The organism is Bacteroides cutis (genome assembly GCF_900241005.1).
In the GTDB taxonomy this organism is placed as follows: domain Bacteria; phylum Bacteroidota; class Bacteroidia; order Bacteroidales; family Bacteroidaceae; genus Bacteroides; species Bacteroides cutis.
The window spans coordinates 868122-891714 of the sequence record NZ_OEST01000001.1 but is presented as its reverse complement, the minus strand read 5'-3'; the positions used below and the strand labels follow the sequence as shown (position 1 = coordinate 891714).

The 23593-nt window shown below is 41.3% G+C and carries 15 protein-coding genes; 5 read left to right on the top strand and 10 right to left on the bottom strand.

Going from position 1 to position 23593, the window contains the following annotated elements:
* Positions 1–17: 17 nt before the first annotated feature.
* Positions 18–782 (top strand): UDP-2,3-diacylglucosamine diphosphatase, encoded by a 765-nt coding sequence (locus C1A09_RS03405; RefSeq protein ID WP_101542303.1) that lies wholly within the window; start codon positions 18–20, stop codon positions 780–782.
* A 127-nt stretch (positions 783–909) separates the two neighbouring features.
* On the opposite strand, the gene C1A09_RS03400 is transcribed toward C1A09_RS03405, so the two are convergent.
* The 7 genes from C1A09_RS03400 to C1A09_RS03370 are packed head-to-tail and all read right to left on the bottom strand — an operon-like array spanning position 910 to position 16741.
* The gene (locus C1A09_RS03400) at positions 910–2649 is read right to left on the bottom strand and encodes a DUF6562 domain-containing protein (protein ID WP_145998966.1); all 1740 of its coding nucleotides are present in this window, start codon (positions 2647–2649) and stop codon (positions 910–912) included.
* A gap of 23 nt (positions 2650–2672) precedes the next feature.
* Positions 2673–4379 (bottom strand): DUF6562 domain-containing protein, encoded by a 1707-nt coding sequence (locus C1A09_RS03395; RefSeq protein ID WP_101542301.1) that lies wholly within the window; start codon positions 4377–4379, stop codon positions 2673–2675.
* Positions 4380–4432: 53 nt separating this feature from the next.
* Complete coding sequence (locus C1A09_RS03390; protein ID WP_101542452.1) at positions 4433–6985, bottom strand: DUF4962 domain-containing protein; 2553 nt, start codon at positions 6983–6985, stop codon at positions 4433–4435.
* A 16-nt stretch (positions 6986–7001) separates the two neighbouring features.
* Positions 7002–8684 (bottom strand): RagB/SusD family nutrient uptake outer membrane protein, encoded by a 1683-nt coding sequence (locus C1A09_RS03385; protein WP_101542300.1) that lies wholly within the window; start codon positions 8682–8684, stop codon positions 7002–7004.
* 12 nt (positions 8685–8696) lie between these two features.
* A complete protein-coding gene (locus tag C1A09_RS03380) occupies positions 8697–11675 on the bottom strand; it encodes a SusC/RagA family TonB-linked outer membrane protein (RefSeq protein WP_101542299.1) in 2979 nt (992 codons plus the stop codon).
* Between the two features lie 24 nt (positions 11676–11699).
* Positions 11700–13466: a RagB/SusD family nutrient uptake outer membrane protein gene (locus tag C1A09_RS03375; protein ID WP_101542298.1), complete on the bottom strand. Its 1767-nt coding sequence runs from the start codon at positions 13464–13466 to the stop codon at positions 11700–11702.
* A 17-nt stretch (positions 13467–13483) separates the two neighbouring features.
* Positions 13484–16741 (bottom strand): SusC/RagA family TonB-linked outer membrane protein, encoded by a 3258-nt coding sequence (locus C1A09_RS03370; protein ID WP_233519858.1) that lies wholly within the window; start codon positions 16739–16741, stop codon positions 13484–13486.
* A gap of 338 nt (positions 16742–17079) precedes the next feature.
* Between C1A09_RS03370 and C1A09_RS03365 the strand changes: the two genes are divergently transcribed.
* Positions 17080–17289, top strand: coding sequence for a hypothetical protein (locus tag C1A09_RS03365; protein WP_101542297.1), 210 nt, complete (start codon positions 17080–17082; stop codon positions 17287–17289).
* A gap of 71 nt (positions 17290–17360) precedes the next feature.
* On the opposite strand, the gene C1A09_RS03360 is transcribed toward C1A09_RS03365, so the two are convergent.
* From C1A09_RS03360 to pta, 3 genes are all read right to left on the bottom strand, one after another.
* On the bottom strand, positions 17361–18761 hold the full coding sequence (locus C1A09_RS03360) for an alkaline phosphatase (protein ID WP_101542296.1): 1401 nt from the start codon (positions 18759–18761) through the stop codon (positions 17361–17363).
* 127 nt (positions 18762–18888) lie between these two features.
* The gene (locus tag C1A09_RS03355) at positions 18889–20085 is read right to left on the bottom strand and encodes an acetate kinase (protein WP_101542295.1); all 1197 of its coding nucleotides are present in this window, start codon (positions 20083–20085) and stop codon (positions 18889–18891) included.
* A gap of 17 nt (positions 20086–20102) precedes the next feature.
* Positions 20103–21119 carry a phosphate acetyltransferase gene (gene pta, locus C1A09_RS03350; protein WP_101542294.1) on the bottom strand — a complete coding sequence of 339 codons (1017 nt, stop codon included), beginning with the start codon at positions 21117–21119 and terminating at the stop codon, positions 20103–20105.
* A gap of 473 nt (positions 21120–21592) precedes the next feature.
* On the opposite strand from pta, the gene C1A09_RS03345 reads away from it, so the two are divergent.
* Genes C1A09_RS03345 through C1A09_RS03335 form a run of 3 tightly spaced genes read left to right on the top strand, consistent with a single transcriptional unit; the run spans position 21593 to position 23591 of the window.
* On the top strand, positions 21593–21931 hold the full coding sequence (locus tag C1A09_RS03345) for a CidA/LrgA family protein (protein WP_101542293.1): 339 nt from the start codon (positions 21593–21595) through the stop codon (positions 21929–21931).
* Entirely contained in the window at positions 21928–22623 is a 696-nt protein-coding gene (locus C1A09_RS03340; protein ID WP_101542292.1) for an LrgB family protein, read from the top strand. Before C1A09_RS03345 ends, C1A09_RS03340 begins: the two co-directional genes overlap by 4 nt.
* 53 nt (positions 22624–22676) lie before the next feature.
* Positions 22677–23591, top strand: coding sequence for a DUF2156 domain-containing protein (locus C1A09_RS03335; protein WP_101542291.1), 915 nt, complete (start codon positions 22677–22679; stop codon positions 23589–23591).
* The last annotated feature ends 2 nt before the right edge of the window (positions 23592–23593 follow it).

The following is a 23593-nucleotide window of genomic DNA, read 5'->3' as shown; positions in this document are numbered from 1 at the left end:
TAACGGATAGTTGATAAATGAAGAACGTATATTTCCTTTCAGACGCCCATCTGGGCTCACGTGCCATTGAACACGGACGGACACAAGAACGCCGGTTAGTCAACTTTCTGGATAGTATCAAGCACAAGGCTTCTGCCGTATATCTGTTGGGAGATATGTTTGATTTCTGGTATGAATTCCGCACAGTAGTGCCCAAAGGGTATACCCGGTTCCTCGGAAAGCTGTCCGAACTGACGGATATGGGGGTGGAAGTACACTTTTTCACAGGCAATCACGACATCTGGTGCGGCGATTACTTGACTAAAGAGTGTGGTGTCATCATCCATCGGGAAGCACTTACCACAGAGATATACGGAAAGGAGTTCTATCTGGCGCACGGAGACGGTTTGGGCGACCCGGACAAAAAATTCAAGCTTTTGCGTGCCATGTTCCACAGCCATTCGCTTCAAACCTTGTTTTCAGCCCTACACCCCCGCTGGAGTGTGGAATTGGGATTGACATGGGCAAAGCACAGCCGCCTGAAACGCGTGAATGGCAAAGAACCGGAGTACATGGGCGAGAATAATGAACATCTGGTACTCTACACAAAGGAATATCTGAAAAGCCACCCGAATATCAATTTCTTCATTTATGGGCACCGACATATAGAACTGGACTTGATGCTGAGTGCTACAGCCCGTGTCATTATTTTAGGCGATTGGATTAATTATTTCTCATATGCCGTGTTTGATGGCGAGAACCTTTTCCTGGAAGAATTCATTGAAGGAGAGACGAAGTTGTAAAACGGCTTCATGATATGGGTACACACAGTTTTAATCAAAATCATAAAGAGCCCCGGAAGAACTTTAACATTCTCCGGGGCTCTCTCTTAAACCTAAATTATCCTAAAAACAGCCTTTTATCTTAGTCTCACTTAATGATTGTCAAGACAGGACGGACGTAACCGGCAACATTCTCTCTATTGTACTTAACCGTATTCAATCCACCTTTCGTCGCCTTATCTGCTTCTTTGTTCACTTGTATAGTCACAGGTTCGGGCAAACTATTCTGGTTGAGGGAGGAGTTGAACATATTGTATCCATTACCACCGATAGAACTTCCTATCCCGAGTTCAATGGCTTTAGCCAATGAAGCGGCCAACTCTGTCTTCTCCATCGCTTCCAGTTTAACATCACTTCTTGCAGCAAATCCATAACTACCACCTATAATGTCCAATATCTGACGTGCAGAAGGAATATACCACTCACTGGCATTACTTGTCGGTTTAACAACCTCATTCCCGTTCAACCAAGCATAGAAGCACTGCAATGCCGGATAAGTCTCGTCATCGAGGTGGGCCTTGAACAAATCAAACGACAAAAGTTTTTGAGTCATAGCATAACCATTGTGGTTTACAATGTCATTTTTCGTTTCAGGCGCAGGCAAGGCTATCTTGTTCTTCAAATCATATAAGTACAGACGACCGGAAAGTTTATGTTCACTCTGTATAAATTCCTCAGTGGGCTCCAACGGTTTCAATGATACCACATATCCCTCAATGTTCTTCCCTTCGCTATTCGGATAATTTGTAATATCATCTCCTGGTTGCGGGCCAACGGCATAGACAATTCCAACACAGTCTCCCTTGTTTTCATCCGTCAATTTATTTCCATACGTACCATCTTTAAAGAAGAAATCTCCTACTTTTACCTGTATAGGTTTCAATTCCACATCTACTGTCGCCGAAGACCACTCTTCTACATCAATATCGAAAGTAATATCGAAATCTGTATTATCGGGTGGAGTCTCCGCCATCATGTTACCGCTAACCTTGACATGCTGTCCACGCAACAACGGTACCAGTCCTGCCGGAACAGCCACGTCTTTCGTACCTTCTTTGGTAGTAAAGGTCAATTGAATAGCATCCATATTGCGGCTCTCTGTATTGGAAAAGATATAGGCGGAGAATAAAGTACCGTCAGGGGTATCAGCCGGATTGAAAGTCGGCATACCGATACTCAGCACGGTTTCTTCAGTGGCAGCTATACCTGTTGCGGCATTAAATGCCAACGGAGCTTTGAAAGAAGCCTCTAGACCCAGCAATTTTTTGAACTCGCGCAAATTCTTTTCCAATACACTCACCTTTGTAAAAGGGCGAACTAAATTCAACTCCAGTACAAGGTTCTCATCACCTTTGCTGAGCTCACCACTATAATAAAAAGCATCCGATGCATCATTGTTGATCAGACTGTTCGCATCTTTCACCCGAACATTTTCCAAATTGGAAGTATCATAATACTTATCGGTAAAAAGTTTGTCATCGCCTGCGACAGTGGCAGCGTCAACGTAATCAGCCCAGATTACACAATCGTATGTACCTGCATCCAACGTAATGTCAAACAAACCATTCTTAACCTCGGCAGTAGGTTCTACTGCCAATTCTTTACGGAGGACTTTAGAAGCTCCTCCCCGGGTACGTATTTCCAGAATGTAACGTAACTTATGTCCGTCGATATTTCCAGGCTGTTCCGTGGAAATACCTTCCGGCAGTAAAGCGGAAATACGCACCTGATTACCTTTGACACCGGATGAATCCTCGTCATCGCTGCAGGCTACCGACAAGAGTCCCATGCAGCAGAAAAGTATCATATATAGAATATTCTTTTTCATATTATTCTTTCTTTTAGTCAGTGTTATTTAATGATTGTCAAGACAGGACGGACATAACCGGCAACATTCTCTCTACCGTACTTAACCGTATTCAGCCCACCTTTCGTTGCCTTGTCTGCTTCTTTGTTCACTTGTATAGTCACAGGTTCAGGTATATCATTCTGATTCAGAGAAGAGTTGAACATATTGTATCCATTACCACCGATAGAACTTCCTATCCCTAAATCAATGGTCCTAGTCAATGAAGTTGCCAATGCATTCTTTTCCATTGCTTCCAGTTTAACATCACTTCTTGCAGCAAATCCATAACTGCCGCCTATAATGTCCAATATCTGACGTGCAGAAGGAATATACCACTCACTGGCATAGCGTGCCGGTTTAACGACTTCACTCCCGTTCAGCCAAGTATAAAAGCACTGCAATGCCGGATAAGTCTCGTCATCGAGGTGTGCCTTGAACAAATCAAACGACAAAAGCTTTTGAGTCATTGCATAACCATTGTGGTTCACAATGTCATTTTTCTTTTCAGGAGTAGGTAGAGCTATCTTATTGTCTTTATTATACAAATATAAACGGCTGGAAAGTTTATGTATGTTTTGTATAAATTCTTCAGTGGGTTCCAACGGTTTCAATGCTACCACATATCCCTTGATACTCTTGCCATCGCTATCCGGATAATTGGAAATATCATCACCGGTCTGCGGACCAACGGCATAAACAAGCCCGATGCAATCATCCTTATTTTCATCCGTCAGTTCGTCACCCCATGTACCATTCTTAAAGAAATAATCTCCTACTAACGGATCACGAGAAGGCTCAGGTTCAGGATCAGGATCCACCCCCTCACCGGAAATCAGATTACCACTCGCCGTCATACGCTGGTTTCTTACTAAATTAATACTTCCCGACGGAATTTCATTGGTAGTCTTACTTGTCGTAGTCAATGAAAGTGTAGTTGCCCCCAATGCCAATCCGGTAGAAGGAGTGAATAGATAACTTGTGAAAAGGACACGTGAGTCATCTCCGGTTTGGAAACTTTTGGCATATACAGCCGTCATCATGCCGGCAACAGGTTCTCCAGTCGCTACATTAAAGCCTTTGGACATTTCATAGTTCACTTGCATGCTTTTTAAAGCGGCAAACTTACCGGCATTCTTTTCCTTCACAATCAACTGAGCAAAGGGACGAACCAGTTTCACTACCCGAGAAATGGGATTCATACTCTTTTCCAGTTCAAGATTGGCAAAAAAACCATCGCAAAGGTCAGTATCAAACAACGTAGTTCCCTTTTCGTCTTTAATGAAAACATTATGTAAATCGGACGTGTCGTAACAGAAATCCTCAAAATGCTTATAAGTAATATCATTATCTGTAGTGACATCTGCAACAACAGCATCTTTCTTTATGAAATCAGTCCAAACCAAACAAGTGTAATCTCCCGGTGACAAAGCAAAGTCAAAATTAGGAGTCGTTCCGCCATCTACCACTACTTCATTACGATATTTCAGTTCAGGACGATCTTCCTTGCTCCAGACTTCAATAATACTACGTAATTGATGAGTAGAAGGTACTGTAATTTGTGCACGGGTATCCGCTACACCACCCGGTATCTCGGCAGAGATACTGACACGATCATCCTTTTCATTCCCGGTGTTCGCCAATTCGTTGTTGGCACACGAAACCAACAGTACGGCAAACATCAAGGTAATTATATAATATACTTTTTTCATATCTTCTTTTTTTATATCCTACACTGAGAACAGAGTTGTTCTCCTGACTATATTTATCTAACACTTCTTGTAGTCTGTACAGGTTTAGTGATGCACTCTTGTACTTGCAGCATTCCAAATACATCATCATACAATACAGATGAGTTTTCTTGCTGACGCTGATAAGGAACCCCATCTAATTGTAACTCTACAGAACCATAATCGAAGACAGTACCGGTGGTCTTATTGGATATCTTAATAGTTGCCGGTTTATCCGCTGCCATTTCGGCCTCCACAATCCAATCACCCAATGTGAAACGATTATTTACCTGCCACACATCCTCTACCTGACCATTATCACTCAATTGTATGATCGTGAGAATTTTATTGTTCATGCTTGCTTCAAAGTCAGCAGTCAGATGCCACTGTTTCGCAACATCGGCTGGAGAGGTAGGTTCTCCACCCGGGAACCAATCTTTCGTGGTAGTAATAGTAGGTATCTGTTCGCAATAAATTTGTGCCACAGCTGTAAAATTACCTTTATCCGTGGTTGTATAGTTCGTTGTTACCTTATTGCCAGCTACATGAAATTCCACCGGGCTATGTAGTAACCATTGCCAGGTAGCCGGTTCGTCAGCTCCCAAATCATCGTAAATCACGACTTTATTGGGACGAAGCATGAAAATGTGCCGTTTGTAATTATTCAATGGGGTTTCTCTAAATCCATATTCCGGCGTTTGCGAGATACCTGCTTTGCTAAAAGCATCCTGCCACATCGAATATTCCGATACACCACAATAAGCTTGAGAAGCATCACCCAAGAAGTATGCCAGATTAGTTCCATTCAGACCACGTTCCAGATTACCGTATGCTCTAGTAGTAAAAGGCTGACCGATATTATTAATCATAATGGTATTATGTCCGCGAGTATTACGATATTGCAACAGACTGTGCGCATCATTGAAGCTTTGATAATAACCGGCATTTACATATACAGGACGCCCTTTATAAAAAAGCTTGAAGCTATTCTGGTCGGCCAGCGTATGACTGCCCGAGCCGAACGGACTGGAACGGAAAGCCAACGACAGATTGCTACTCCTTTCAACCATATCAGAGAAAGCAACTCCTTCTCCGGTATCCTTATTCCACAAATAATTCTCAAAATCATTTGCCGTAAGTTCCTTTCCACCATAAGAGATATGCTCACGCGCAATACGATAAAGACGCATGGAATAGTCGTCATGGACGGTATTTCCGCATTCCTTTACATACCAAGCGGCATAAGAATCTCCGGTTTCACGGGCAATAAAGTCTGCGAAAGCCAATCTACCCCTGTCAGGCGCTCCTCTCTTTTCTACCCCATCACCGAAGCTGGTCATTTCCGTTCCTGGGAGGTTACTATATATCATTGCCTTTCCGGCAGCCTTATACCACGGATGCTCCAGAAAATTAGTCCCTGTAAGATGGGTAAACAGCATAGGCATATAGTAAAGTGTATATTGATTGGTTTTGAAATAACTTGCACCGTTGTGCCATGTTCCATCACGGTTGAAACCGGATGCCGGGGCACGAGCCGTCCATAATTCATAACTATACTCCAGGAACTTCATGGCTTCGGGATATTCATTGCAAATGGTCAATGCACCTTGTACCATAGCACGCAACACAATCTGCCAGGTATGATTTTCGAATATATGATTTTCAATTCTACCCAAGAAACTTTCATAATAATGTTCCAGAATACGTATCATCAGTTCTTCTGTTTTCGTCTTCTCATCTTCCGTCAGCACATCTTGCCCTAACTCATAGAAAACGCTCAAAGCACTGATTACACCTGCTGAAAAGAAATTCTCGGAGAACAAGACATTATCCTTCACATCGTAATTAATCATCTGTTTTCCAAGTTGAATAATCTTATCGAAGTATTTCTGTTCCTTGGTTAACTGATATGCCGTATTCAATATATAATTCACATCATTACCCAGATCTTCCATATTATAGTTATACGGGTTATCGGCCGGAAGAACAATATCTTTCAATTTTCCGTTAGCCCTGCTAATCATACTACGATATTCAATGTGTGAAGCATCAATCGGACTCACCTTATCAATATCAGCCTGGATAAAGCAGTTGATAAACGGAAAGGTTGTCGGAATGTTCTGTTTACACACAGCCCATTCCGGTGTTACGAAGACAGGTTCTTCACCTGTCACCGTAAACTTATTCACTACACTCCAAGGACCGGTTTTATCGTTAGCGTCCACTATGCGGAAACGCCAATACCAGACACCAGTTTCCATCTGCTTATGAATATTATACATATACCAGGATACTTTGCCCGAACGATAGGTTCCTTCTTCGGGGAAATTCTCATTCCGGGAAAGCTCGAATTCCATAAACTCGGTTTCTTTCTTCGCATTCGCAGGTACAATAAGCGGTGTAGGATTCAGGTAAAGAGTATGTTCCTCTCTCGGATAAGGTTTATCACGATCGTTAGGATGTACCCTATCCACGGTTTCTTCACCAATTACATCATTAAAGAATATCTCTTTGTCATCACTACAGGCTGCCAAGATTGACAATCCGAATAAAGTGATGATTAGATTATATAGTAATTTTGTATTCATAATCATTCAATTATTATTATTCATTCCAACCGGGGTTTTGTTTCAAATTCGGATTCATATACACTTCATTCTGCGGGAAGGGGAACAAATACATCTTATCATTCCAATATGCTTTTTGTATCAGTACCTTCTTGTAGTTAAAAGTATCTCCGGCTTTAGTGATTTCCACTCCATATATATTTCTTACATCATCCTGACCGGCAATCTTCCAACGACGGATATCATAGAAACGATGTCCTTCAAAAGCCAGCTCAACACGACGTTCGTTACGAACTTTGGCAGTAAAGGCTTCTCCTGTTTCATCCACCGCTTTCATTCCGGCAGATTCGCGTACCATATTCAAAGCCTGACGTGCTGTCAACGTACACTTTTCGGTAGTGGCATCCGGCCCTTTACATGCATTCAACGCTTCAGCATAATTCAACAGGATTTCCGCATAGCGGAACAAGATATAATGATGTTCCAGTTTGTTGGGTTTATCCGGATCAAGCGATACAGACGGATTCATATATTTACGAAGATAATAACCGGTTTTAGTAGAGCCATCCAAAATATTATGTTTACCTCCCTTAAAAGTTTCTACCTTTTCTTTCAGCCAGGTAGTACCGTTAGTCAATACATTCAAGTACAGACGCGGGTCACGTGTCTGTTTTCCAGCGGCATCATAATACATATTAGCTACGTGCACAGGATTATTCCAGTCAAAAGTAGTACCATCTTTCATTTCGTAGGTATCCACCAGGTTCTGTGTCGGAGTATTTCCACCTTTCGCACCTTCATATCCCATTGGTTCATTACGGGCTTCAAAGGAGTTCTCTTTAGCAGCGTTGCGACGTTCAAGAATCAGCTGTTTTGACTTCAGTACACCATTACCTCCCGTATTCGAGTATAATGGATCGTTTCCTATTTTGGGCAGCGAATATGCATTCAGACCTATCACTTCAGCGGCAGCCTCAGCAGCTTTTTCCCATTTGGTTAAATCATTATTCGAATTATGTAACGGACTGGCAGCATAAAGTAGTGCCCTTGACTTTAATGCCAATGCAGCTCCACGAGTAGCACGTCCGGTGTCACCCCAGAAATCAGCCTGGTTTATCGGAAGCTCCGGAGCTATTTCCGAACACTCTTGTGCTATGAAATCAATGACCTCGGAAAAAGGAGTCTTTTCTACGGAATTTATTTCATCTTCATTGTAAGTGCGGGTTATCAACGGAATATCCCCATAACGCTTAGCTAATTCAAATAAATAAAAAGCTCTCAAGAAACGTATCTCATAGGGAAACTTTTCAGCCTTTCCAATAATTTCATCATAATTGTCATTATACTCGAAACGCTTCAACGCTTCAATATCAAAATTCTCAAGGAAAGAGTTGGCACTACGGATAGCAGTCCAGAAATTCCATCCGTCATCCACTCTTTTCAAGGGACTCCAAACGCCATTAGTAAAATAATAGATATCATTATTCTCCCAGGTATATACTGAATTATCCGTACCCGACTCTATCATGGCATCATCAATCTGTCCCAAGTCCATCGGTAAAAAAGTATATACGTAAGAAACCATCTGGTTCATATTATCATAATAGCTATAAGCTTCTTCTTTTGTCTTACCTGTGGTTTCATCAAATCCCAGGTAATCACACCCGCTGACAGAAAGCAAGGTACAAGCCACTATCATATATTTCTTTATATTCCACATAATTTTTCCTTTTTAGAAATTAATATTCAAACCGACATATACCGTAAACAGATCGGGATATCCCAAAGCGATATCCTCACAATTGAAATAGTCAATCTTGTCAATAGAGAATACATTTTCGGCTCTTGCATAAACTTGGAATTTATCCATCTTCATCTTTTGCGACCACTTCTGAGGCAATGTGTAGTGTACATTCAGCGTACGGAGCTTAAAGAACGAACCGTCGGCTATCCATTGAGTACTTGCCTGATAGTTGTTTTCATTGGATAATGTGGAGAGGCGTGGAAGATTGGCAATATCCTTAGTCTGTTCTGTCCAGCGTACTTTATCCTTCAGATACCAGGTAGCAATGTTCGTATTACCATTACGAAGCGGCCGGTGTACATTGGCAACATTCAACTGTTTGGTAAGTCCACTGATACCATTGAATACCATATCAATTCCGATACCTCTGTACTCGAAACCCAAGTTCAAACCGTAAACCATTTCGGGAACAGCTGTTGATTTACCAATGGCTACCCGGTCTTCACTATCGATTCTATTGTCACCGTTTTGATCTTTATATTTGATATCACCCGGACGTACTGTAGAGAAAGTCTGCTCCGGACTATCGGTAATATCTTTCTCATCACGGAAATACCCGATAGCTTCCAAACCGAACAATTGTCCTACTTTATGTCCTTTGGTATACAAATAATCGTATGGTTGGTAAGCTTGTCCATTTTCAATGACTTCACTACCATTCCAAGCCCAATTGGCATTTGCGTAATATTTAAAGTCTTTAATCTGATCGTTCCACCCCAGACTCAATTCAATACCCTGACTCTTTACCTCACCTATATTCTGTTGAGGAGCCGTGATACCCAGTATGGAAGAAACCTTATTATTAGAACATAAGATATCCGTACGATGGTCGTAATAATATTCTGCGGTGGCAGTCAAATTGTTCCAGAGACGTACATCTACACCTATATTGTATTTGGTAGCTGTTTCCAGATTTAATTGGCGTATCGGTAACTTCTGTTCTCTTAAACCATTAACATCAGTCATACCATCCCCAAAAGGATACTTTCCACTTCCGGTCCAGAAATGATTACCAAGTCCGTAACTTAAATTATCAATAGCCGATTTACCCCACGAAGCACGCAACTTCAACAAATCTAAATAAGATACATCCTGTAAGAATGCTTCATTAGCCAGGTTCCATCCCGCAGACACAGCCGGATAAAAACGGAACTTATCGCCTTTCAACAGAATACTCGTCCCATAATAATTACCTACAAAATCCACCATGTAACGATTGTTATAATTATAACCTAAAACACCCATTACATTCTGGCGATAATAAGAAGCGTTCCTTTCCAGGCCATCTTCTCCATCCTGACGATATACGACAGCCGCAGCTACCTGATGACTACCAAATGCACGATCATAGTTCAATTTAGCCTCCACGCTATGACGAAGTATCTGGCTACTCAGTTTGGAAGAAGATATTTGCATGGTAGTATTCGTTCCATACGTTTGACTCACCGGTAACCCGTTGTCTGCTAAGTAACTTACCTCATACATATAACTCTTACTACCTATCTCCTCAAATACAGCCGAATTATCATAACCCACAGCCAGTTCTGCACTCAAGCCTTTAAGGAACATGGAAAAATCCTGTGTCAACCGCATATCACCATACAGCAAACGACGGTTTTGTTGAACGTAGCCAACATCGGCAATAGCTGCAATCGGATTCATCTTAAAGATGGTATTACTTCCCCAATTATTATTGATGGTCTTTATTGGGAAAGCAGTGGCCGGGACCTTATATAGATTTTGGAAAATAGCATCTATTCCCGTATTGGGGCGCTTATCTTCAGTAATCACACCGAATAAATCGAACTTTACTTTTGTACTTTCTGTAATGTCCACATCTAAATTCATACGTAAAGACAAATCATATTCACGGATCTGTGAGTTATAACGTTCAGAATAATGCGTATAATTTTCATTCAGCAATCCGAACTCGTTTTTGTAATCAAGCATAGCCAGATAACGCGCACGTTTTCCTCCACCACGTACCACCAGATTAAACTGATTATTTTCGCTCATGTCACGCATACCTTCTTTCACCCAATCCACATTGGGATAGTAAAGAGGATTAGACCCATTTTTGAACATCTCCAGTTGTGTAGATGTGTATTGTAAAGGAAGTCCGTCATAATATAACGCTTCATTCTGCGCCATAGCATACGTATAGGCATCTGCCATCTCCGGTTGATTAATCGGTAAGTTGAAACCGTGACGATAATTCACATCTATATCGAATGAATTATAGGCACCTCGTTTCGTGTTTACCAAAATCACACCATTGGCAGCCCTAGCTCCGTAAAGTGCAGTAGCTGCACCATCTTTCAAAACCTGTACCGATTCTATTTCTTCAAGAATAGAATGATCGAGTGCACGGCGGAAACCATCCACTAAAATAAGTGGAGCAGCACCGTTCAGTCCTCCTTGTCCACGAACACGCATATCAGCATTGGCATGCCATCCTACATTCTGTGACAAATGCAATCCGGAAAGCAAACCGAACAATGAGTTATTCACTTTATACATGGAAGTTGAAGACTTTTCCAGCTGATCAGCATAAATGGTAGATACCGATTGGGTTTGTGTCTCTTCAGTACGTCTCACAAATCCTAAATCTACTACAGCATCTTTCTTTGAGTCCAGAACTATGGTGAGTGACTCTCCGTCTACCCTTACCCGTTTCATTACTACATCGGCATAGTTCAGTTCTATATAGTCTCCCTTTTCCAGATCCAGTGCAAACACACCGTTATTATCAGTCACGCTATTGTTCCTCATTTCACCTACCCGAGATACTTTTACTCCGGGAAGCGGTTTCCCATGGATATCTTTCACTACTCCATTCACCGTTTGTGCCATCATACCCAATGAACAAGTAAGTGCTAATCCTATTGTATATAGAAATTTCTTCATAATCTTTCGTTTATTCATTAATTTTTATTCCCAACCGGGATTCTGAATTAGACCATATTTCTTATTGATTTCTGTTACTGGAAATGGTAACAAATACCAATGATCATACCAGAGATATTTGATATCATTACGGATGCTGATGGCATATTCAAAATTATTTCCAACCTTTCTCGTTTCCAGTATCTCCAAAGGACGTGTTGCCCACTCGGCTCCTTTCCGATAACGTCTCATATCATGATGACGTATATCCTCCTGACCAAATTCACGGGCACGTTCATCCAACAAATAGTTTAACAAAGGCTCTCCCATCGGAACCTCACTCGCCAAGACCTCAGGCAATCCGGCACGTGTATGTACCAAATTCAGATAATCATACGCATCCATACCGAATTCATCATCTGTAGAAGCTTGTCCTAACTGATTCATAACTTCGGCCATACTTAAATAAATTTCAGGCATGCGTACAAGAGGACAAGAATAGGGTTTCTTATCCATTTCATTTTTTTTATCACGAATGAATTTTCGAAATCCATAACCAAACTGGGTCTTACTTCCCACATTGGATCCGGTTCCATATCCTTCACGCCCTCCGATATAGACCTCCGCTTTTCTTCCCTGCCATTTATCTTCATTTACAATCAGGGTCTCATACAAACGAATATCACGAGTCGGTTTACCCGCTTCATCAAAAAATGGATGTGCTCGATGTTCCGGATTATTCCAGTCAAATTTAGAACCATCTTTCCATAAAAACATATCGGCATGACTACTGCGAGGCATCCCATATCCTTGATCATACATACGATAAGCCTTATTACTGGCAGTATAAAATCCCCAACGGAAAGAAGCCATCACTACTTCCCGGTTTCCTTTTGTGAAATAACCGTTCACATAATCTTCGCGCGGATCACCGGTATTCTCTATCCGATAATAATCTCCATTTTGTTTATTCAGCCGTAAAAATTCCCTACCGGCTTCCAATGCAGCCATCCAGCGACTCTCCTGGTAATCTCCATACCAAGCCAAATGATCTGTAGAAGCCTGTCCTTCATAATAAGCTTCTGTATTATTAAACAACGGACTGGCAACAAAAGTCAGTAAACGGAACTTCAACGCTTTAGCAACAGCAGCTGTCATGTGTCCATACTCCGCATCCGTTGTATACCACGGCAAGTCTTTAGCCGCTTCGTCTAACAGTTCCACTGTTCTTGAGACCGTTTCTTCCAGTGTCAAACGAGGGAATAAAAATGTTTCATCAGCTTTATAGGCATGATCAATCCACGGCATACCTCCATAATAACGAATCATATCTGTATAATGATAGGCTATTACTACTTTAGCCTCTGCTTTACGTACCCTCTTTTCTTCATCAGACATATCCGGAACTTTATCTACATTCTCAAGATAGATATAAGCCTTTCTTATTCCAAATGTCGGATCACCTGTCACATTACCGTTAGACAATTGATAGGGGAATTTACTTCCTTTATCCGCAGCTGTAATAGAACCATGATTCCAAGACAAACGTGATGTATATCCTATATCAGAAAAGACATCCAGTATAAGAGCCTCGTAATGATAACCTTGTGAAGCAGGCAGATAATCGGGCAAAGTCTTATAGAATTGGTTCAAAGCCTGATCTGCATATTTTTTAGACGAAAAAACGGTGTCAAGTGATACCTCGTCACTTACTGGTTTCTCCAGAAAATTATTTCCGAATTTCAGGTCCTCACAGCCGACGATCATAGCGGCCAATACTCCCAAAGAGATTATTTTACCTATAGTTTTCATATCTTCAATTTAAATGGTTAAAAGGTTGCATTCACGCCCAAACTGAAAATCTTCATAACGGGATAAGTATTGTTATCACGCGTCAGTTCACCTTCCGGATCGAACACCTTCAGTTTGTCAAAAGTCAAAAGATTATATCCTGTAAACTGTACGGTAAGTTTGGAAGCACCGATAGCTTTCAGAACCTTTTTATTGGCAATATTATACCCAACTGTCAAGTTCTTCAATTTAACATAAGAGGCGTCTTTGATCCATACACGCGATGTGGCTTGGTTATGAGAATTCGTATTATATGTAAAACGTGGATATTCAGCCGTTGCAGCAGTTTCCTCCGTCCAACGTCCATCCACCAGATATTGATAGAACACACCACCTAATGTCTTATTAAACATTGGGTTTCTATAGGTATTAGCCATCATAATGTCACATTCTGCCACTCCCGTCCAGTTCATAGAAAAGAAAACACCTTTATATTCAGCACCAAAATTCAAACCAAATGTATAAGCCGGACGCTTGGGATTTCCGATCTTCTTTTGATCATCATTATCTATCACGTTATCATTGTTCAAATCGGCATATTTCACATCACCGGGATAGACTGTAGCCAACGGTCGTGGCAACCCCTCCTTCAAAGAACCATCTTCATTGAAATCATCTTTATTATAAAAGCCTAATGCTACATATCCGTAACGAGCTCCCACTTCATTTCCCGTACGCCATTGATAAGGTTCATTCGGTTCTACCTCGTCTTGATATACAATCTTATTTTTAGAATAAGAAAGATTAGCATTTATGTAATAAGAGAAATCACGGATCTTATCATTCCATTTCAAATCGATCTCATATCCTTTATTATCCACCTTACCCATATTGACTACCGGCAACAAGCCGCCTCCCATTGCAATCAGGTAAGGAACTGTTTGGCGTTGTATAAGAATATCCTTACGTTTTTCCATGAAATAATCGACAGATAAACGTAAACGGTCTTTGAAGAAGTAAGCATCTATACCATAATTATGTTTTAACGCCGTCTCCCAAGTAACATTTGAATTTCCCAAGCGAATTTCTCTAGCAGCGAGTTCATAGGCTGTATTAGTCAAACCGAATACATAGCCATTTCTATCATAATAATTTGTTTGGCTTTCTACATAAGCGTTATCATTAATAGAATACGCATCCGGTAGATACAAAAAACGGTTACTGGACATATTATCATTTCCAACCAATCCGATAGAAGCACGAATCTTAAGATAAGTCAGATAATCATTTTTAGGGAAGAACTTCTCTTCCGTCAAAATATAACCGATAGAACCTGCCGGAAAAGTTCCGAAACGTTTATCCGGCGCAAAATTCTCGGAACCATTGTGCCCGATATTGAACTCGGCCATATACTTTGACTTATAATCATACGTCAAACGACCAACAAAACCTACATAAGCAGTCGGAACGTCCGAATAGTTCTTCGGATAATATTTCTTACTCTGGTTATACAGGAACAAAGCACCTATACTATGATTGCCAAACTTACGGTTATAGCGGATACTTCCTTCCAGATACCAATCACGCCCACGACTACGGCTACCATCACCGTATGTTTTCATCGAATTCTGCCCGCTTACACGATAAACTACCGTCTTGTCAAAAGCAGGATCATCTTTACTAAGTCCAGAACCGTCAATTTCCGATTTATAGAAAGGAGTATAGGTTTCTACATGGCCATTCACTTGCCTTATATAGGAATAATCAGTATTATAAGATCCCTTGATATCCACAGATAAACCTTTGGTTATAAAATCAAGCTTTTGTACCAAATTCAAGTCAAATGTCATGTTATTGGACAAACGGCGTTGATAACCAGAACCATAATATTTATCAAACACTTGATTAGACATAGCTAAATTAGGATAGCGGGTATCCTGATGTACCACTTTCTTTCCATCTACCAATCCCGGAGAAGAAAAAGGCCATGTAGAAGCAAAATTCTGCCATATATCAGCAACAGGCTGACGGCGGTTCCCCAAAATACCACCCATATTGAATTTCAATGTAGTAGTAGGGGTTAAATTGACATCCAGATTGGCACGATAATTATAACGCGAATAATTATAGTTATTATTATAGTCCAAACCTTTTAGCTGTTTGAACAAACCATTCTGATATAGAAATCCTAAGGATATGAAATAACGGATATCCTTCGTACCTCCCGAAATATTCAAATTATGTTGCGTCTGAACCGCAACTTTGTTAGTCAGCTCCTTATACCAATTAATATTAGGATACATAATCGGATCATCCCCTAAACGAAATCTTTCCAAATCGTATGTATTAAATGCCATTTGGTCTTCCGGCATTCCATCATTACGTTGCCCCTCATTATAACATAAAGCGGTCGTATAGCTGTCTGCAATATCCAGTACACGAGTAGGCACCTGTAAACCTACGGTTGAGTTTATAGATACCTTAGCTTTTCCTTCTTGTCCGCGACGTGTTGTCACCAATACAACACCATTAGCTCCACGCACACCGAATACAGCTGTAGCAGAGGCATCTTTCAGAACATTGATAGACTCTATCTCATTGGGATCCATCTGTGAAAAGCTACGTTCCACCCCATCCACCAAGATAAGTGGAGCTGCGCCTCCTTCTGTCAAAGAGCCCACACCACGCACGAATATCTTCGCATCATCAGCACCCGGTTGTCCACTGACTTGCATGGAAGATACACCCGGTAACTGACCTGCCAATGAGTTGGCAACACTGGCACTCGGTGATTTCAACAAAGCATCCGTACCTACACTTGAAATAGCTCCGGTAAGAGTAGCTTTCTTCTGTACGCCATACGCTACCACCGTCACTTCTTCTAAAGCTTGTACATTTTCCTGCAAACTGACATTAATACTCTTTCGTCCATTGACTTTTATTTCCTGGGTCTGATATCCGATAAATGAAAACTCAAGAACGACGTTTCCATCCGGAATCGCTATCTGATAATGTCCATCTATATCCGTGATGACACCTGTAGTAGTACCTTTTACACGTACCGTAGCTCCAATGACCGATTCTCCATTGGCATCGGTAACCGTTCCTACAACCTGAATACCCTTATTCTGCTGATATTCATAATTGACTAACTCTTTTTCCGACCCGATTCTTGAATTTCCCGGTCGGGCATCTGCATCCAAAGCATAACACATTCCTCCACTCCACAAGAAAGGCTGAATGCACATAGCTGTCAATGCGGCTCTCTGCATGTTCCAATTAAAAAGTTTCTTCATACTAAATCGATTTTGATTAACATCATTTCGTTTCTGAGATCAGCTTCAAGTCTTCATCTTGAAGTTCAACAAAGGTCAGATATTTAAGGCATTTATACATTCTATAACGTCCAGAAATATTTTATTTATATCCAAAAACCCTTGTAATTATGTAGAAAAGGATATCAAATTTGTATTTAGAGGAGTTTTTACCTACTGATTATCAATGAAAAACAAAAAGTATAACATAACGAAAAAACTGAGCGAAGGAATATGAATGATTGTAAAAAAGAACAAATACCCGGAACCTTTTTGACAGAAATTTGTAGTATTATCATAACCACTTAAACGACATTGTTATGGATGATATGATTTATAGACATGATTCTATTGCCGAAGAAAATATAGACCCCAACGGACGTCCGGCAAAGAATGAATTTGAGGAATGGAGTGAAGATGTTTCCGAACGTACTGACCTTGGGTATAAAGAGAAAAAAGTGAAATCCGTTAAAGAACGGAAGAAACTTATCAAGGAAATGGATGAGATAATCAAGAAAGATTTGGAATAACAAAAATGGAGCGTATCGGAAAATAATCCGGTACGCTCCGTTCTTTTATAGAAAAATATCCTTGGAAAATTTTATTTGTAACCAGCCGCTTTCGCAATACGTTTAGGTATTTCCGTATTATCCATCTTACCGACAAATAAGTCAGAACCAGCTCCTACTGCAAATACAGGGACATACCCTGCTGTATGGTTCGGGCTCGTCCAACCCACCATAGCAATCTGGCTCATCACTTTCCTTGCAACGGCAGCCAATGGCTCGGTTTTGGCATAAAGGCTCTCCTCAAATACAACCTTATTCTTTACAAATGAACTTTCGTATTCATCACGAAGCATTTTTTCCTGTTCCCAAGACAATGGCAGAGTTCTCCAGAAACCCATCTTGTCGCCAAGCAATTCTTTCACTTCCTCCCAAGACACTTTATTACCTTTTGCCTTGCGCAAATCTGAAATAGCTTTGGACAACATATCCTGAGACTGTTTCTGATTAGACAAAGCTTTCAAGAACAATTCATATTTGGTAGTACCCAACCCCAAACCACCTGTTTCGTGGTCGGCTGTTACAACAATCAAAGTTTCCTTTGGATGTTTCTTATAGAATTCATAGGCTACCTTCACAGCATTATCCAGATCAATCACTTCTTCAAAAGTCGTGGCAGGATCATTTCCATGACAAGCCCAGTCAATCTTTCCACCTTCTACCATCAAGAAGAAACCTTTCTTGTTTTCTTTCGTCAAGAAAGAAATAGCACTTTCCGTAATCTGAGCCAATGTCAGGTCACCTTCCTTACGGTCGATAGCATATGGCAAACAAGATGGATTGGCACCTTTCTTCTGAATAAGAACCATCTTTTTTGCATCTGCCGCTTTGGCATTGTACTCATCCAGTCCTCTGGCAATAGTATAACCGGCTTCTTCAATAATAGGGAAAATACTCGGAGCCTTCTTTTTATCAGCAGTTGTGGTCGGTTTCAGAAAACCACCGCCTGCATAGAAGTCTAGATTAGCCTTCGGCAAGTCAAGAGCAATCTCATAATACATATTACGACTAGGCTGATGAGCATAGAATGCGGCAGGAGTAGCATGATCTATACTAACACTAGTAGTTACACCTACTTTTTTCCCTGCTTTCTTTGCTTTTTCGGCAACCGTCTGCAAAACATTCTTGTTATCGTCCATACCAATAGCACCATTATACGTCTTCTCACCGGTAGCAAGAGCAGTACCTGCTGCAGAAGAGTCCGTCACTGAATTAGTAGCAGAAAAAGTGGTAGCCATGGTACCTACCGGAAATGCAGTAAACAAGAGTGATTTCACTCCGATACGTCCCTCCTGTTCCGCCAGATACATTTCCGTACCGTTTACCTGATTTACTCCCATTCCATCACCGATGAAATAAAACACGTACTTTGCCTGTTGGGCATAACCCATACCTACAAATAGTACAAAAAACAATGCATAGATTAATCGTCTCATAAGTCTTCTCATTTATTTTAAGTGTAGCAAAGATACATATTTTAGATTACAGAAGTATGAAGATGAACATAAAAAAGGGAATCGCATCACTGCAATTCCCTCTCCTTTCACTAAAATCATTTAAAGATTATTTGTTCAATATAGCCATTGTATCCGATGCAATCATTAACTCTTCATCCGTCGGAATAACGACCACTTTCACTTTAGACTCATCTGCTGAGATAACTGCTTCCTCACCACGAACTTCATTTTTCTTGGCATCAACTTTGACACCCATAAATTCCAACCCTCCACATACTTCAGTACGGCAATTACATTGGTTCTCACCGACACCACCTGTAAATACTATGATATCTACACCACCTAAAGCAGCGGCGTAAGCACCTACATATTTCTTAATACGATAGAAATACATCTTTTCTGCCAAGATAGCCTTTGGATTACCGGCAGCTACAGCTGCCTCCAGTTCGCGCATATCGCTAGATACTCCCGAAACACCGAGTACACCACTCTTCTTGTTCAGAAGATTAGATACACCATTTGCATCCAGGTTTTCCTTTTCCATAATGAACGTCACGGCTCCTGCATCAATATCACCGCTACGAGTACCCATCATCAATCCTTCGAGCGGGGTCAAACCCATACTGGTATCCATACATTTGCCATCCTTGATAGCAGAAACGGAACCACCGTTACCGATGTGGCAAGTAATGATTTTCTTTCCTTCGGGCTGAACACCCAAAAATTCGCATACGCGCTTGGATACATAACGGTGAGAGGTTCCGTGGAAACCGTAACGACGCACTCCATATTTCTCATACAGTTCGTAAGGAACAGCGTACATATATGCATAATCGGGCATAGTCTGATGGAAAGCTGTATCAAAGACACCCACCTGCGGAACATTTGGCAAAATAGCCGCAACAGCATTTACACCCTTTAAATTAGCAGGGTTATGAAGCGGAGCCAAGTCGTTGCAAGCAGTAAATGCATCCAATACTTCTTGAGTCAGTAATACGGATTCGCTGAACTTCTCCCCTCCGTGCACCATACGGTGACCGACGGCGTTGATCTCATCCAAAGACTTGATAGCACCATATTCAGGACTAATCAATGTATTCAGGATAAACTCTACACCTACAGTATGTTCAGGTATATCTTTTTCCAGAATTTTCTTCTCACCGTTAGGTAAAGTCAATTTCAGAAAAGAGCCTTTCAAACCAATTTTTTCAATACCACCCTGAGCGATAACCTCCTTGTGATCCATATCAAACAATTTATACTTGATGGATGAGCTACCGCAGTTCAATACTAAAACTTTCATATTATTCGGATTTAAAGTTATTTGGAGTTTTTAGCTGCAATAGCCTGATTGGCAGTAATTGCAATCATGCGATATACATCTTCGATGGAACAACCGCGAGACAGGTCGTTTACCGGACGGGCAATACCCTGCAAAATCGGACCTACCGCATCTGCATGTCCCAAACGTTGTACCAACTTATAAGAAATATTTCCTACTTCAAGGCTCGGAACAATCAGCACATTGGCATTACCTGCAATGGAGGAACCCGGAGCTTTACTGGCACCTACCTCAGGAACCAAAGCGGCATCAGCCTGCAATTCGCCGTCAATAGCGATATCAGGAGCCATTTCTTTAGCAATCTTCAAAGCTTCTACCACTTTATCAACCACTTCGTGTTTTGCCGAACCTTTGGTAGAGAAGCTGAGCATTGCAACCTTAGGATCCATACCTACAACCGCTTTGGCTGTACGTGCCGTACAAATGGCAATCTGTGCCAACTGACCCGCATCAGGTACCGGAGTTACAGCAACGTCACCCATCACAAGGATACCATTTTTACCATATTCAGGAGCATGAGTCAGCAACAGCATCGCACCCGAAACGCAAGTAATGCCCGGAGCAGTCTTGATAATCTGCAAAGCCGGACGAAGCACGTCACCGGTAGTATTACGTGCGCCTGCCAACTGACCGTCAGCATCACCATTCTTGATAATCAAACAACCCAAATAAAGCGGATTAGTCGTTAATTTACGAGCCTCCTCAATAGTCATACCTTTTTTCTTACGCAGTTCGAACAGTAACTGTGCATATTCTTCCTGTTTCGGGTTGTTTTCCGGATCGATAATGGTTGCCTTGGAGATATTACCAAGCCCCCATTCCGTTGCACAAGCGTTGATTTCAGCAGGATTACCTATAAGAATAAGGTCTGCAATACCGTCAGTCAAAATTTGATTGGCTGCTTTCAAAGTACGTTCTTCCGTACCTTCGGGAAGAACAATGCGTTGGCGATTCGCTTTCGCACGCTCAAGAATTTCATTAATTAATCTTTGCATGATATTTTAATTGTGTATAAAAATCGGTAGATCGTGTTATTCACGCGACAAAAGTACACAATTTTGCAATATGTACATTGCAAATTCGATGATATTTATTGGCAAGAACATAGATTATTATAATATTTAACACTGCCGGATAGGGTCAACCAGGATATCCATGAAAGACAAGTATCCTACCCGTAAAGGGCATCTCAATTGCCCCTATTACCGAAATAGCATTAAAAGCCTTCTAATACATCATTAAAAGCCTTTTAATACACCATTGAAAGCCTTTTAATCACATCCCACCATACAGAAGCGCCAACCAGACATTACCCATGAAAGTATCCGGCCATAGTACAGAGTACGTCTGAATATCAGCCTCCGTTACAAAAAGCTATAAGAAATATCCCCATCAACGTAACAAGCAATCTTGAGAATGCCTACCTTTGCGGCGTTTTCAATACATAACATAATTAGGTATTAGTAATATGATTCGCCAATGTGCCATCCTCTTCGGCTGTTTAGCCTTGGGGGAACTGATTGTTTTTCTTACGGGTATCAAGTTCCCTTCGAGTATCATCGGGATGCTGTTACTCACACTTTTTTTGAAATTAGGTTGGATAAAACTGCACTGGGTACAAGGAATGTCCGACTTTCTGGTTGCCAATCTGGGTTTCTTCTTTATCCCACCCGGAGTAGCACTGATGCTTTATTTTGACATTATCGCCGCAGAATTCTGGCCGATCGTCATCGCATCATTAGTCAGTACTGTATTAGTCCTTGTCGTCACCGGCTGGGTTCACCAATTAACACGTAAAATCAAATGAACTTCTTAGAAAACGAATTTTTCCTGCTGGCCATTACATTCGGGATATTCTTTCTGGCAAAGTTATTGCAGAAGAAGACAGGAATTATGTTACTTAATCCCATACTACTCACCATTGCCATACTTATCATTTTCCTGAAAATGGCAAATATCAGTTATGATACTTACAATAAAGGAGGATATCTGATAGAATTTTGGCTGAGACCTGCCGTAGTGGCTCTAGGTGTTCCTCTGTACCTACAATTGGAAACCATCAAAAAACAATTGTTACCCATCTTGTTATCACAATTGGCAGGTTGTATTGTGGGGGTGGTTTCTGTGGTTTTGATAGCCAAGCTGATGGGAGCTTCCGATGAAATTATATATTCACTGGCACCTAAATCCGTAACTACCCCGATAGCCATGGAGGTTACTAAATCTCTGGGAGGTATCCCCTCGTTGACGGCAGCAGTAGTAGTATGTGTCGGACTGCTGGGCGCCATACTCGGAGTAAAAACCTTGAAAATGACCCATATCGGCAGTCCGATGGCACAAGGTCTCTCACTGGGAGCGGCAGCCCATGCGGTAGGTACTTCAACAGCAATGGACATCAGCCGCAAATACGGGGCATTCGCCAGTCTCGGATTGACTCTGAACGGAATTCTTACAGCATTATTAACTCCAACCATTTTAAGATTGTTGGGATTACTCTAACAAAATCGCTCTATTTTTGTTATTTATAAATGTAACAACATAAAAAAGAACCTATGATTCAATTTAAAGATATCGAACTACAAGACAAGGAACTTATTACATCCTATACTTTAAACAGCCCTCGACAAAATTGTGACCTGTCATTCTCCAACTTATGTAGCTGGCGTTTTCTATACAACACGAAGTTTGCCATTCTTGACGGATTTCTGTTACTGAAGTTCTGGGCAAACGAAGAACCGGTGTACATGATGCCTATCGGCAACGGTAATTTAAATAAAGTACTGGAGACATTAATAGAAGATGCACACCGAGAAGAAGAACCTTTCTGCCTGCTTGGAATTTGTGCAGGAATGTGTTCTGAACTGGAGGCCTTCATGCCGGGAAGATTTCAGTTTACAGAAGATCGTGATTATGCGGATTACCTTTATCTGCGCACCGATCTTGCCACGTTGGCCGGCAAGAAGTTTCAGGCTAAACGAAACCACGTCAACAAGTTCAAACGGACTTATAATTATGAGTATACTCCCATTACTCCCGACCGTATTCAGGAGTGTCTGGACCTGGAAGCTGAATGGTGCAAGGCGAATAACTGCGACCAGCACGAGGGTACAGGCAATGAACGTCGTGCACTGATTTATGCCCTCCATCATTTCAATGAACTGGGTCTGACGGGTGGCATTCTCCACGTAGATGGTAAGATTGCAGCATTCACTTTCGGCATGCCTATCAACCAAGACACTTTCGGAGTACATGTGGAAAAAGCGGATACCAATATTGAAGGCGCATATGCAATGATTAACTATGAGTTTGCCAACCATATTCCCGAACAATACGTTTACATTAACCGGGAAGAAGATTTGGGTATCGAGGGATTGCGCAAGGCCAAATTGTCTTACCAGCCTACTATTATTCTTCAAAAATACATGGCCTGTCTGAAAGATGAACCGGTGGAGGCTATTAAATGGTAAAA